13 protein-coding genes are annotated in these 12,663 nt (G+C 62.1%); 9 read left to right on the forward strand and 4 right to left on the reverse strand.

The features are described from left to right. The first annotated feature begins 24 nt into the window (after positions 1-24). From ACEWPM_RS00515 to ACEWPM_RS00545, 7 genes are all read left to right on the forward strand, one after another. Entirely contained in the window at positions 25-1,395 is a 1,371-nt protein-coding gene (locus ACEWPM_RS00515) for a sodium:proline symporter (protein ID WP_393960539.1), read from the forward strand. A gap of 105 nt (positions 1,396-1,500) precedes the next feature. Beyond that, the gene (locus tag ACEWPM_RS00520; protein WP_393960540.1) at positions 1,501-2,586 is read left to right on the forward strand and encodes an ABC transporter ATP-binding protein; all 1,086 of its coding nucleotides are present in this window, start codon (positions 1,501-1,503) and stop codon (positions 2,584-2,586) included. A gap of 185 nt (positions 2,587-2,771) precedes the next feature. Then, entirely contained in the window at positions 2,772-3,023 is a 252-nt protein-coding gene (locus ACEWPM_RS00525; protein WP_393960541.1) for a twin-arginine translocase TatA/TatE family subunit, read from the forward strand. A gap of 7 nt (positions 3,024-3,030) precedes the next feature. Then, positions 3,031-3,762 carry a Sec-independent protein translocase protein TatB gene (gene tatB, locus ACEWPM_RS00530; RefSeq protein ID WP_393960542.1) on the forward strand — a complete coding sequence of 244 codons (732 nt, stop codon included), beginning with the start codon at positions 3,031-3,033 and terminating at the stop codon, positions 3,760-3,762. Continuing rightward, positions 3,759-4,670, forward strand: coding sequence for a twin-arginine translocase subunit TatC (gene tatC / locus ACEWPM_RS00535; RefSeq protein WP_393960543.1), 912 nt, complete (start codon positions 3,759-3,761; stop codon positions 4,668-4,670). Before tatB ends, tatC begins: the two co-directional genes overlap by 4 nt. 29 nt (positions 4,671-4,699) lie before the next feature. After that, positions 4,700-5,527, forward strand: a complete 828-nt coding sequence (locus tag ACEWPM_RS00540; RefSeq protein WP_393960980.1) for an ATP-binding protein — start codon at positions 4,700-4,702, stop codon at positions 5,525-5,527. 343 nt (positions 5,528-5,870) lie between these two features. Then, entirely contained in the window at positions 5,871-6,200 is a 330-nt protein-coding gene (locus tag ACEWPM_RS00545; RefSeq protein WP_393960544.1) for a single stranded DNA-binding domain-containing protein, read from the forward strand. 136 nt (positions 6,201-6,336) lie between these two features. On the opposite strand, the gene ACEWPM_RS00550 is transcribed toward ACEWPM_RS00545, so the two are convergent. From ACEWPM_RS00550 to ACEWPM_RS00565, 4 genes are all read right to left on the reverse strand, one after another. Further along, positions 6,337-7,551, reverse strand: coding sequence for an NADP-dependent isocitrate dehydrogenase (locus ACEWPM_RS00550; RefSeq protein ID WP_393960545.1), 1,215 nt, complete (start codon positions 7,549-7,551; stop codon positions 6,337-6,339). 109 nt (positions 7,552-7,660) lie between these two features. Beyond that, positions 7,661-8,311 carry a DsbA family oxidoreductase gene (locus tag ACEWPM_RS00555; protein ID WP_393960546.1) on the reverse strand — a complete coding sequence of 217 codons (651 nt, stop codon included), beginning with the start codon at positions 8,309-8,311 and terminating at the stop codon, positions 7,661-7,663. Positions 8,312-8,443: 132 nt separating this feature from the next. Beyond that, entirely contained in the window at positions 8,444-8,557 is a 114-nt protein-coding gene (locus tag ACEWPM_RS00560) for an entericidin EcnA/B family protein (RefSeq protein WP_393960547.1), read from the reverse strand. 77 nt (positions 8,558-8,634) lie between these two features. Continuing rightward, a complete protein-coding gene (locus tag ACEWPM_RS00565; protein ID WP_393960548.1) occupies positions 8,635-10,476 on the reverse strand; it encodes an extracellular solute-binding protein in 1,842 nt (613 codons plus the stop codon). Positions 10,477-10,797: 321 nt separating this feature from the next. Between ACEWPM_RS00565 and ACEWPM_RS00570 the strand changes: the two genes are divergently transcribed. Both ACEWPM_RS00570 and ACEWPM_RS00575 read left to right on the forward strand, forming a co-directional pair. Further along, the gene (locus tag ACEWPM_RS00570; protein WP_393960549.1) at positions 10,798-11,571 is read left to right on the forward strand and encodes a 3-hydroxybutyrate dehydrogenase; all 774 of its coding nucleotides are present in this window, start codon (positions 10,798-10,800) and stop codon (positions 11,569-11,571) included. Between the two features lie 69 nt (positions 11,572-11,640). After that, positions 11,641-12,660 (forward strand): patatin-like phospholipase family protein, encoded by a 1,020-nt coding sequence (locus ACEWPM_RS00575; RefSeq protein ID WP_393960981.1) that lies wholly within the window; start codon positions 11,641-11,643, stop codon positions 12,658-12,660. The last annotated feature ends 3 nt before the right edge of the window (positions 12,661-12,663 follow it).

Raw genomic sequence — 12,663 nt, forward strand, 5'->3', positions numbered from 1 at the left:
CGTGCCGCGCGGGAAGGGACTTTCATGCAAGCTGCCATCATCATCGCCATCTTCGGGGCAGTCATTCTTGCCAGCCTTGTGGCCGCTCCGCGCCGCGCGACGGTCGACGGCTTTTTCGGCGGGGCAGGAGCATCGGGTCGCGCGCCCGGCCTCTGGGTTCTGACGTTGAGCCAGGTCACCACATGGATCTTTGCGCGGTCTCTGATGAATTCGGCCATCCTTGGCTATTTCTACGGCATTTGGGGCACGTTGGCTTATGCAACCTACTACGGCTCGTTCCTGACCGGCGGCTTCATCGTGGCACGGTTGCGCGCGGGCGGGGCCGGATCGGTGCAGGACTGGCTGGGCGCGCGCTTTGGTGGGGTGGGGGCGGGATGCTTCAATCTCGTCATCGGCCTGCGCCTCTTGTCCGAGGTCTTTGCGAATCTTCTGGTAGTCGGTCTCATTTTCGCCGCTGCGCTTCCGGAGATTGGTCTTGCGCGGGAGGCCGCCATCGTGATCGTCGCCGTTCTCGGCCTTGGCTACAGCGCTTGGGGCGGGCTCAGCGCGGCCTTGCGCACGGATGTCCTGCAGATGGTCGTGTTCCTCGCCGTGTTTGCTGCCGCCTTCGTCGCACTCATCCTCAGCCCCGGCTTCGATCTGGGCCGCGTTCTGACGGCGCCTGGCACGTCCGGTGCGTGGCATGGTCAGGTGCTGCTGCTGGTGGCGCTTTTGCAGATCTTTTCTTACCCCGCACATGATCCGGTGATGATGGACCGCGGGTTTCTGGCGGACGCCGCCACGACGCGCCGATCCTTTTTGTATGCCTTCTGGATCTCGACGCTGTGTATCATCGCCTTCGGGATGTTCGGCATTCAGGCTGGCGTCATCGGCGCGACTTACGAGGGCGAACTCTTGGGCACATGGGCCGCCATGTTTCCCCCATGGCTCTACATCGCGCTTCTGGTGTCGCTCTTGATCTCGGCACTCAGCACGCTTGATTCGGCGCTGGCCAGTGCCGCGCGTCTGGTGGTCGAAGAATTGCATATCGGCGCGCGTAGCCTTGCGTCGGGGCGCATTGCGATGACTGCCTTCACGGGGCTGGGCACGGCGCTGACACTCTGGGGCAACCAGACGCTGTTCGACGCGGTCGCGGTCAGCGGCACGGCCTCGATGTTCCTGACCCCGATCCTGATTGTGGGGCTGGTGATGAACCGGCCCATCGCGCGCTGGTCTTACAATCTCTCCTTTGTGGCGGCCATCGCGGGCGCGGCTCTCTACTTTGCGCGCGGCGCGAATTGGGCCGCGGCAATCTTGCCCGACGCCCATAAATACGAACAGCTCCTGCTCATCTGCGGCGGCGTCCTTGCTATCGGGTTCGCGGCCACGCTTGCCGGGGCGCGAAAGCCTGTCTGAGCCATAGAGCTTGCAAGCGCAGGGGGGCGTTGCTATCTGCCGTTGCAACCCATTCCCGACCGCATCGCTCGGGTAACTACCCGCACCGACTTGCAAAGGCCCTGAATGCCCGCCCTGATTCCCCGTTTGCAGATCGAGCATCTCAGCCGCCGCTATGACGGGCGCCTGGTGGTCGACGATATTTCGCTCTCGGTGATGCCGGGGCAGGTGACCTGTCTGCTCGGTCCCTCGGGCTGCGGCAAATCCACCACGCTGCGCATGATCGCTGGGGTCGAGACTCAAGATAGCGGGATCATCCGCGTTGACGGCGAAATCATCTGTGACGGCACGGCGCGCGTGCCCCCGGAAGAGCGCCAGATCGGCCTGATGTTCCAGGACTTCGCGCTCTTTCCGCATCTGACGGTCGAGGGCAACGTGGCGTTCGGCCTCTCGGGCAGCAAGGCCGAGATGCAGGCCCGCGTCGCCGAGCTCCTGGATCGGGTCGGTCTGCGCCATTTCACCAAATCCTTCCCGCATGAGCTGTCGGGCGGCGAGCAGCAGCGCGTGGCGCTGGCCCGCGCCCTCGCGCCGCGCCCCCGCATCATGCTGATGGACGAGCCTTTTTCCGGCCTCGACAACCGTTTGCGCGACGGTATCCGGGATGAGACGCTTGATATCCTGCGCGAGGAGGACGCCGCCGTCCTTCTGGTCACGCATGAGCCGGATGAAGCGATGCGCATGGCCGATGACATTGCCCTCATGCGCGGTGGGCGCATCGTGCAGCAAGGCGCGCCCTACAATGTCTACAATGCCCCGGTTGACAAGGATGCCGTGGCCTTCTTCAGCGATATCAACGTGATCCGCGGCACCGTGCGCGGCGCGCTGACGGAAACGCCCTTCGGCCATTTCCTGGCCCCCGGTGTGCCCGACGGCGCCGAGGTCGACATCGTGATCCGCCCCCAGCACATCAAGATCGACTTCGACCGCGCCGGGCGCGGCCCCGATCCCACCGCGCAGGACGGAACGCCCGCGCGCGGCGTGGTCGAGCGGGCGCGCTTCATGGGCTCGGAAAGCATCGTGGAATTCCGCATGGATCACGACGGCTCGATCCTCAAGGCGACCGTGCCCAACGTCTTTCTGCCCAGTCCCGGCAAGGCACTCTGGCTGATGATCCGCCGCGACCGCTGCTTTGTCTTTCCCGCCCGCGATTGAGCCTTTCACCTTTCCGAAACACTCATGGCCCGGCAGAGCAAAGATGCGAGCCTTGTTTTTTTCGCGATTCCGCGCGGTGCAGCCCGCCTTAGCCCTTTTAACCGGCTGCGCCAGCGTTTAGATACGGATGCAGTTATACAAGCAGGGCACGCAACTGGCGCGCCCCGAAGCCAGGGAGAGACTTCATGCTCAACAATATCGGCCTTCCCGGCCTTCTTCTGATCGCCGTCGTCGTGCTGGTGCTGTTCGGGCGCGGCAAGATCTCGTCGCTCATGGGCGAGGTGGGCAAGGGTATCACCTCGTTCAAGAAGGGCATCGACGAAGGCAACAAGGAGATCGAAAGCTCGGCCAAGGATGCCGATATCGATCACGAGGCCGGCACGCGCGACGTGACCCCCAAGGACGACGCGGCCTCCAAGAAAAAAGACAAGGTCTGAATCCAATATGTTCGACCTAGGCTGGACCGAGCTGCTGGTCATCGGCATCGTGGCGCTCATCGTGGTCGGTCCCAAGGATCTACCCGGCATGTTCCGCACCGTCGGGCAGTTCGTGGGCAAGGCCAAGGGCATGGCGCGTGAATTCTCGAAGGCGATGAACGATGCGGCTGACGATGCGGGCGTTTCGGGCATGTCCGAGAGCCTGCGCAAGGCCAGCAATCCCATCGGCTCTGCCATGGACGAGGTGAAGAAAAGCGCGACCAGCTTTACCCAGGCGACCCGCGACGCTGGCAAACCCAAGGAAAAACGCGAGGCCGAAAAACTAAGCGCCGAGCGTCAGGAGGCCAAGGATAAGATCACGGCCCATTCCGCCAAAAAGACGCAAGAGCGACTAGATCGCGAGGCGGCCGAGGCCGAAGCGGCGAAGACGGCGGCCCCTGTTCAGGCTGGCCCCGAGGGGAAGGCACCCGCCAAGAAATCCGCGCCGCGCAAGACCCCGTCCAAGAAGCCCGCCGCCAAGAAAACAGCGGCCAAGGCGCCGGCTGGTAAATCCGCGGCGGCAAAACCTGCCTCCGCCAAGGCGGCGACCTCCAAAACCGCGCCCAAGCCTGCCGCGAAAGCCGCGACCAAGCCGAAAGCCAAGACGTCGGCTGAATCCAGCGCAGGTACTGCGGCTAAACCGGCCGCCAAACCGCGCAAGACATCTAAAGCGACCGCCACAGGTGAGACCAAATCATGAGCACCGAAGGCGATATCGAGGATAGCAGCGCCCCGCTGATCGAGCATCTGGCCGAGCTGCGCACGCGCCTCATCCATTCCGTGCTCTATTTTTTGGCCGGGATGGTGATCTGCTTTACCGTCGCGACACCGATCTTCAACTACCTGACCGCGCCGCTTTGCTCGGTGCTGGCGGATCGGGGGCAGGATTGCGACCTGATCTTCATCAGCCCGCAAGAGGGCTTCTTCGTCGCAATCAAGGTGTCGCTGCTGGGCGGCCTCATCCTATCCTTTCCCTTCATCGCGAACCAGATGTGGCGCTTCGTGGCTCCGGGGCTTTATCGCAATGAAAAGGGCGCCTTTCTGCCCTTCCTCATCGCATCGCCCTTCATGTTCGTGCTGGGCGCCAGCTTTGCATTTTACGTGGTCACGCCGCTGGCCTATGACTTCTTCCTCGGCTTCCAGCAGTTTGGAAATTCGGGCGAGGTGGTCGATGGCGTTCAGGGGGCTGCGCCGCTGAGCGTCGTGTTCCAGGGCTCGGCGCAGGAATACCTGAACCTCACGATCAAGTTTATCGTCGCCTTCGGCCTCTGTTTTCAGCTGCCCGTTCTACTGACCCTTATGGGCAAGGCGGGACTCGTCAGCGCCGTGGGTCTGCGCGCCGTGCGCAAATACGCGGTCGTCGGCATTCTGATCCTCGCCGCCCTTGTGACGCCCCCCGATGTCATCACCCAGGGCATCCTCTTTGTGGTGGTCTACGGTCTCTATGAAGTCTCGATCCAGCTGGTCGCCCGTGTCGAGCGTCAGCGCGAAGCGAAACTGCGCGCCGAGGGTCTGTGGTTCGATGATGAGGACGAGATGGAAGAGAATATGGACGGCCATCCCGAGGATGAGTTCGACGACGAGGTGGACGAGGACAAGCGCCTGTGAAGGATGTGAAGGATCAGGCGACGGACCCCATGATGCGGATTGCCGAGGCGCTTGAGCGGATCAGTCCGCCGCCCGCGCCCGCGCCCGATCTGGCCGCCTACGACGCCTATGTCTGGCACGTCTCGCCCGATCATCTGCAGCCTGTCCCGGACGTGTCACGCGTCGATATGAACCTGCTGGTCGGCATCGACCGCGCCCGTGATACGCTGCTGGAAAACACGCTGCATTTCGCCAAGGGGCTGCCCGCCAATAACGCGCTGCTTTGGGGCGCGAGGGGGATGGGAAAATCCAGCCTGGTCAAGGCTGTGCACGGCGAAATTGTCAGCCAGGGCTTGGATCTCAAGATCGTCGAATTGCAGCGCGAGGATCTGACCAGCGTGACGCGCCTTCTGTCGCTGCTGCGGCAGTCGGATGCGCGATTCATCCTCTATTGCGACGATCTCAGCTTCAGCCATGATGACCAGCATTACAAATCGCTCAAGGCGGTTCTGGATGGCGGGATCGAGGGGCGGCCAGAGAACGTGATTTTCTACGCCACGTCGAACCGCCGCCACCTGATGCCCCGCGACATGATCGAGAACGAGCGCGGATCGGCCATCAACCCGGCCGAGGCGGTCGAGGAAAAGGTATCACTGAGCGACCGCTTCGGTCTCTGGCTGGGCTTTCACGCCTGCGATCAGGACGGGTTCCTGGCGATGATCCGGGGCTATTGCGATGCCTACGGGATCGAGATTTCGGACGAGGATCTGCGCGCTGAGGCGATCGAATGGCAGGCGACCCGCGGCGGCCGCTCGGGGCGCGTGGCGTGGCAGTTCATCACTGATCTGGCCGGGCGGCATGGGGTCCGGCTACCCTGATTTTTGGGGTGTGGGCTGACGTCCATGCTTTGAAACGTGCGCTTGACGCGTAGTTTGCTGCCGAATGCCGCAATCCATTGGAAAAATTCCCAACTTTGGCCAGTAAATAACGGGCGCGCTGCCAGCGAACACGGTCATTTTGTCACCTTCGGCATATTGCACAGCGCGGAAGCGTGTAGGCGGTGAGCTTGCATCATCCGTTACTCCGAGGGCTCTGCCAAACTCGGTCAGACAGGCGAATCTTCGCCATTCCATCCAAAATCGACCTGAGTGATCTTATAACAATAATGCTTCTTTCCTATATCAAACGCACAATAGTTGTTCTTAACATGGAGCTAAGTCGATGCGTTTTGCGATCCCGTCCCTCGTTTTCCTCATGTTCTCCACGCCTGCTCTTGCCCAGGTCACGGCAATCGCTGATGTGCAGCGAAATCAGCCCGTTACGGTTGCAGGAACGGTCGAGCGCTTCCACGATGAGGATGAAATTCGCCTGACGGATGAGACAGGCTCGCTCCGGGTCTACTTGGGCCCGCGTCCCGTCCAGCTGGAACTCGGGCAGTCAATTCAGATCAGGGGCTTCATGGATAATGATCTCATCGGCAACGAGCTTTATGCGCGCGAGATCACCATGGAAGACGGCACGGTCGTCACCGTGGATGGGGCCTACAAGTGATCCGTCGGGCCGAGATGGCGTAGCCTAGTCTGCAACCCGCGCGGCCCAAGACGCGCCTGCCATCCAAAGCGGGCCATAGATGGTAAAAGGGCAGGCCGTTTGGCCTGCCCTTGACGGTTTGGTACCTGCGGCAAACTCAGCCGTTCAGCGCCTTGTTCAGGTTCTCGTCCACCTTCTCGAGGAAGCCCATCGTGGTCAGCCATTTCTGATTGGGGCCGACCAGCAGGGCGAGATCCTTGGTCATGTGGCCTGCCTCGACGGTGTCGACGACGACCTTTTCCAGCGTGGTCGCGAAGTTGGTCAGCGCCTCGTTGCTGTCCAGCTTGCCGCGGTGCTTGAGGCCGCCGGTCCAGGCGTAGATCGACGCGATGGAGTTGGTCGAGGTCTCCTCGCCCTTCTGGTGCTGGCGGTAGTGGCGGGTGACGGTGCCGTGTGCGGCCTCGGCCTCGACGATCTGCCCATCCGGGGTCATCAGTTGGCTTGTCATCAGGCCCAGCGAGCCGAAGCCCTGCGCCACGGTGTCGGACTGCACGTCGCCGTCGTAGTTCTTGCAGGCCCAGACATAGCCGCCCGACCATTTCATCGCCGAGGCGACCATGTCGTCGATCAGGCGGTGCTCATAGGTGATGCCGGCTTTGTCGAACTTGTCCTTGAACTCCTCGTCGAACACCTTCTGGAAGATGATCATGAACTGGCCATCGTAATTCTTGAGGATGGTGTTCTTGGTCGAGAGGTACACCGGATAGCCACGCTTGAGGCCATAATTGAAGGACGCACGGGCGAAGTCGCGGATGCTCTCGTCGAGGTTATACATGGCCATGTAGACGCCGGAGGAGGGGGCATCGAACACTTCTTCCTCCATCACGGTGCCGTCCTCACCGACGAATTTCATCGTCAGTTTGCCCGGCCCGGGGAATTTCATGTCGGTCGCGCGATACTGGTCGCCGTAAGCATGACGGCCGATCACGATGGGCTGGGTCCAGCCGGGGACAAGGCGGGGCACGTTTGAGCAGATAATCGGCTCGCGGAAGACCACACCGCCCAGGATGTTGCGGATCGTACCGTTGGGGCTGCGCCACATCTTTTTCAGGCCGAATTCCTCGACCCGGCCCTCATCTGGCGTGATGGTCGCGCATTTGACGCCGACGCCGTATTTCTGGATCGCGTGCGCCGCGTCCACGGTGATCTGGTCATCGGTCTCGTCGCGGGACTGGATGCTGAGATCGTAGTATTTCAGGTCGATATCGAGATAGGGCAGGATCAGTTTTTTCTTGATGAAATCCCAGATGATGCGGGTCATCTCGTCGCCGTCGAGCTCGACGACCGGGTTTTCTACCTTGATCTTGGACATGGGGCGGCCTTTCACTTAAGGGGGGCGAATGATGCGCCGCTTCTAGCGTATCGGCGCGGCGAAGGAAAGTGTTCAGTATACGGCGGTATGCAGAAAGCCGCGCAGGGATTTAGGCGCTGTCATCTGCGGCGCGCTGCGCCATAATCTCGTCCATGACGTTCAGCCACAGCGCCGTATCCTGCGCGCCCGGCACCGCATGCTGCGCGGCGACGATGAAGGTCGGAACCGAGGAGATACCCATCTGGCGAAACTGTGCGTCACGGGCGCGGATATCGTCCGTATCGGCATCCGAGGCGAGCAGTTTGCCCACCACGGCGGCATCCATGCCGATCCCGTCTGCGATATCGGCCAGCACCTCGGCATCGCCGATGTCGCGCCCTTCGGTGAAATAGGCGGCAAAAAGGGCCATCGCGGCGGCCTCCTGCTTGCCCTCGATCCCGGCCCAATGGATCAGGCGATGCGCATCCAGCGTGTTGGGAGTACGCTTCATCGCCTCGAAATCGATATTCAGGCCAGCGGCCTCGGCGCGCTCGACCACGGGCGCATAGGCGGCAATCGCGCCCTCCTTGCCGCCGAACTTGGTCTCCAGATACGCGCGCCGGTCCATGCCCTCGCGCGGCATCTCGGGGTTAAGTTGAAACGGGTGCCATTCGATGACGAAAGGATGCTCGGGGCGCTGCGCCAGCGCGCGATCCAGCAGCGTCTTGCCGATGTAGCACCATGGGCAGATCGGGTCGGAGACGATGTCGAGCTTGACCATTTGAGGCACCTTTCAAGGATGGCGGAGCGCCGCCTTGGTAGGCGTTGGGACGGGCCATTGCAAGGCAGGGCAATTCACCCGGCAGGCCGTAGCCCCGGTCAAGATATGAGCGCGGCGCGGCGCAATCCCGCGTCAGAACCAGCTCTGGACGCCGCGTGCAGCGCCCGAAATGTCCTGACCGACGCCATCGACGGTCGCGCAGCCAGCCATCAGCGCAAGCGCCGTGAGGGCGATCATCTTTTTCATGTGACTACCTGCCATTTGCCTGTTTCTGCTCATGCCGTTTGCGCCGGTTTGCCCGGTCTTGCGATCAGCGGATACTATCACTCGTCCTCGGCCATCCACCAGACTTCGGGAAGGAACCCCACGCCGTCGCCATAGAGGGGCAGCCGGTCCTCAGGATACTTCAGCCGTGCATCATGGGCAATGCGTCCTTCCGAATACTGATGAATCGGGATCACATAGCGGCCCGAAATCAACACGCGGTCCAGCGCGCGCACAGCGGTCACGAAGTCCTCGCGCTCGGTCGCGGCCAGCATGGTGCGGATCATCGCCTCGGCGGCGGGACTGTCCATGCCCATCAGGTTGCGGCTACCCGGCTGGTCCGCGCCCTTGGCGCCCCAATAGAAATACTGTTCGGCTCCGGGGCTAAGCGAGAGCGAGCGGCGCATGTAGGTGATGTCGAAATCATACTCCGCCTCGCGCAGGTTGTATTGCGCGCTGTCCACGCTTTGCACGTTCAGGCTGATACCCAGCCGATCCAGCGCGCGGGCATAGATATCCATCATCGCCGTGGCCTGCTGCACCAGCGCATCCTGTTGCAAAAGAACCGTCAGCACCATGGGCTGGCCGTCCTTGCGCAACACCCCATCCTCGACTTGCCATCCCGCGTCGGCCAGAAGGTCTGCGGCGGCCCGGATATTGGCGCGGTTGCGCTTGGTGCCGTCGCCTTGGGGCAGGGCGTAGCCCTCGATCGCGCCGGGCAGCAGGCTGCTTGCGAAAGGGGCCAGCAGCGCGGCCTCGGCCTCGGGCGCGGGGCCGGGGCGCATGCCCAGCTCGGAATTCGAGAAATACGAGGTGATGCGAGGCTGGCGCCCGCCAGTTAGCGTGTCGTTGATATACTCGAAATTGAACGCATCAATGAGCGCCTGGCGCACCCGCCAGTCATCCAGGGGCGGATTGCGCGTGTTCATGACGAAACCCGAGATGCCCGAAGGCTGGCCGTTGGGGATGGTACTGCGTACGATCTCTCCGTTACGGACGGCGGGCAGGGTGGCCAGTTCCTCCCAGCGCTCGGCATTGAATTCGCGGATATAGCTGATCTCACCAGCCTTGAACGCCTCTTTCATCACGGCATCATCCCCGTAGAAATCGATGCGGATTTCGTCGAAATTGTTGGTGCCCCGGCGAAAGGGCAGATCCTTGCCCCAGTAATCGGGGTCGCGCTTGAGGATCACCTGCCGGCCGACCTGATAACTGTCCACGACATAAGGCGCCGTGCCGATGGGAATGTCCTCGATTGCGCCATCCTCGAAGACCGCATTCTCCCATTGGGATTTCTTGAGGATGGGGCGCAGACCGGCCAGCAGGACAAGATCGCGGTCAGGCGGACCGTCCGAGGTATCGAAATCGATGCGCACCTTGCCGGGGGCGGTCTCGCGGATGCTGTCGATGCGGGTCCAGAAATCGCGGTAGCGCAGATGTCCGCGCGTGCCCAGCGTCTCGAAGGACCAGATGACATCCTCGACCCTGACCGGGCTGCCATCCGAGAACCGCGCCGAGGGGTTCAGCGCAAATTCGACCCAGGTGCGCGCCTCATTCGTCTCCACCGTTTCGGCCAGAAGACCGTAAAGCGTGAAGGGCTCGTCCCAGGAGCGGCCCAAGAGCGATTCGTAGGCGAGGTGGCGCAACTGCCAAGGCGGCGTGCCCTTGGGGGCGAAAGGGTTAAGCGAATCGAAGCCGCCGACATTGGCGGTAGTCACGCGGCCGCCTTTGGGCGCCTCCGGCTTGGCATAGGGTAGGGCGGCGAAATTTGGCTCAAGGGCGGGCGCGCCATACATCGCGATTCCGTGAGCCGGCTCGGCTGCGGCGCTGCCCAGACCCATAAAAACAAAGGTAATGGCTGAAGAAAGGCCCATAAGCGGCGGGAAACAAAGTGATCTCATCGCGGAGACAATTCCTGTATGGCGTTGCTGGATTGGGGAAGAGCGTGGCACGAGGGTAGAGGGGGTTCTATGGATTTTCAAACTTTTAGCTTGGATGGCGGCGCAGGATTGCTTATAAGGGAGTCACTGCTCGATAGGTTTCTTGCCTGTATGAAACCTGCCTCAATAACTTAACGCCAGCTTCGCGCTGGCGTTTTTTTTGGTTGATCGGTTTTGCAGGCAATCGCATCCGGATGGGCAGCCGCCCGACACGTGATCGCGGGTGACATTTGCAGATGCAGCATTATATTCTGCGATGCAACAGAGCGCAGGAGGAAAAGCATGGATATCAGCGGCAAGACAGTGATCATCACGGGCAGCAATTCGGGCATCGGCTTGGGGATCGCGCGCGAGATGGCGAAGGCCAAGGCGCATGTGGTGCTAAACTCGTTTACCGATAATGATGACGATCACCAGCTGGCCAAGGATCTGGCCGCCGAATTCGGCACCGAGGTGCGCTATATCAAGGCCGACATGTCCAACGGGGACGAGTGTCGCGCGCTGATCGAGAAGGCGGGTGCCTGCGATATCCTGATCAACAATGCCGGCATTCAGCATGTCGCGCCGATCCCCGAGTTTCCCAGCGAGAAATGGGATGCGATCATCGCGATCAATCTCAGCTCGGCCTTTCACACCACCGCCGCCGCGCTGCCGATGATGCGCAAGGCGGGCTGGGGCCGGGTGATCAACATCGCCTCCGCGCATGGCCTGACCGCCAGCCCCTATAAATCCGCGTATGTCGCCGCCAAGCACGGCATCGTTGGTCTGACCAAGGTCACCGCGCTCGAAACCGCGCAGGAGCCGATCACCGCCAACGCGATCTGCCCCGGCTATGTCCTGACCCCGCTGGTCGAGGCCCAGATCCCCGACACGATGAAGGAATATGACATGAGCCGCGAAGACGTGATCAAGAACGTCATGCTCCAGCGTCAGCCCTCCAAGGAATTCGCCACGACCGAGCAACTGGGCGGCACCGCGCTCTATCTTTGCTCGGAGGCGGCGGCGCAGGTGACGGGCACCACGATCAGCGTGGATGGGGGCTGGACGGCGCTCTGACGCGCGGGCGCTTGCGTTGATGCGGCGGGATATGGGTATTTTTCCCAAGAAAAAGCCGGAAGGGCTGTGATGGAGACCAAGCGGATCAATCTGGCGCTACAGGGCGGGGGCGCACATGGCGCCTTCACCTGGGGCGTTCTGGACCGGCTCTTGGACGAGGAGACGCTGGAGGTGAGCGGGCTTTCCGGCACCTCGGCGGGGGCGCTGAACGGGGCCGCGTTCAAATCCGGTTGGGTCGCGGGCGGGCGCGAGGGTGCGCGCGAGACGTTGAACTGGCTTTGGCGCCAGATGGGCGCGGTCCACGACATGCGCATGCCGACCTGGATGAATGGATGGCTGCCCGGCGCGGATGAAGTCAATTTGGCGATGGATTATTCGCTTCATGCCTCTGTGTCGGACGCCGTGTCGCGCGTCCTCTCGCCCTACGCCTATGGGCCGTTCTACAGCAATCCGCTGCGCCGGGTGGTGGAGAGGTTCGAGTATGACAAGGTCTGTGCCCACCAGGCGCCTCTGTTGAGTGTTTGCGCCACGAATGTGCGCGACGGCAAGATCCGAGTCTTCGAGGGCGACGAGATCGGCGCAGATGCGCTTTTGGCCTCGGCCTGTCTGCCGACGCTGTTCCAAGCGGTGGAGATTGACGGCGAGGCCTATTGGGACGGCGGATATAGCGGCAATCCGGCGCTCTTTCCGCTGTTCCTGCCGGAACTGCCGCCCGATATCGTGATCATCAACATCAATCCCCTGCACCGTGCCGACCTGCCGCAAAGCCCGCAGGACATCCAGAACCGCATCAACGAGATCAGCTTCAACTCGTCGCTCCTGCGCGAGCTGCGCGCGATCGACTTCGTCCAGCGCCTTCTGGATGGCGGCGCGTTGAACGAGGGCACGATGAAGCGTCTGCGCGTGCACATGATTGCCGATGATACGCTGATGGCCGAGCTGTCGGTCGGGACCAAGATGTCGCCCAACCCGTACCTGCTGAGCCGCCTCAAGGAGGCGGGGCGCGTTGCCGCCGACGCGTTTCTGGAGGCGCATTGGGACGATCTGGGCCATCGCGGCAGCACGGATCTGCGCCAGATGTTCGGTTGAGGG

The organism is Roseovarius maritimus (assembly GCF_043355895.2).
GTDB classification, from domain to species: Bacteria; Pseudomonadota; Alphaproteobacteria; order Rhodobacterales; family Rhodobacteraceae; genus Roseovarius; species Roseovarius maritimus.

Bases quoted from the DNA above. Each gene is read 5' to 3' on its own strand.
- ACEWPM_RS00555 (WP_393960546.1), bottom strand. From the start codon at position 8,311: ATGGTCAAGCTCGACATCGTCTCCGACCCGATCTGCCCATGGTGCTAC.
- tatB (WP_393960542.1), top strand. From the start codon at position 3,031: ATGTTCGACCTAGGCTGGACCGAGCTGCTGGTCATCGGCATCGTGGCG.
- ACEWPM_RS00515 (WP_393960539.1), top strand. From the start codon at position 25: ATGCAAGCTGCCATCATCATCGCCATCTTCGGGGCAGTCATTCTTGCC.
- tatC (WP_393960543.1), top strand. From the start codon at position 3,759: ATGAGCACCGAAGGCGATATCGAGGATAGCAGCGCCCCGCTGATCGAG.
- ACEWPM_RS00545 (WP_393960544.1), top strand. From the start codon at position 5,871: ATGCGTTTTGCGATCCCGTCCCTCGTTTTCCTCATGTTCTCCACGCCT.
- ACEWPM_RS00570 (WP_393960549.1), top strand. From the start codon at position 10,798: ATGGATATCAGCGGCAAGACAGTGATCATCACGGGCAGCAATTCGGGC.
- ACEWPM_RS00550 (WP_393960545.1), bottom strand. From the start codon at position 7,551: ATGTCCAAGATCAAGGTAGAAAACCCGGTCGTCGAGCTCGACGGCGAC.
- ACEWPM_RS00575 (WP_393960981.1), top strand. From the start codon at position 11,641: ATGGAGACCAAGCGGATCAATCTGGCGCTACAGGGCGGGGGCGCACAT.
- ACEWPM_RS00520 (WP_393960540.1), top strand. From the start codon at position 1,501: ATGCCCGCCCTGATTCCCCGTTTGCAGATCGAGCATCTCAGCCGCCGC.
- ACEWPM_RS00525 (WP_393960541.1), top strand. From the start codon at position 2,772: ATGCTCAACAATATCGGCCTTCCCGGCCTTCTTCTGATCGCCGTCGTC.
- ACEWPM_RS00560 (WP_393960547.1), bottom strand. From the start codon at position 8,557: ATGAAAAAGATGATCGCCCTCACGGCGCTTGCGCTGATGGCTGGCTGC.
- ACEWPM_RS00540 (WP_393960980.1), top strand. From the start codon at position 4,700: ATGATGCGGATTGCCGAGGCGCTTGAGCGGATCAGTCCGCCGCCCGCG.
- ACEWPM_RS00565 (WP_393960548.1), bottom strand. From the start codon at position 10,476: ATGAGATCACTTTGTTTCCCGCCGCTTATGGGCCTTTCTTCAGCCATT.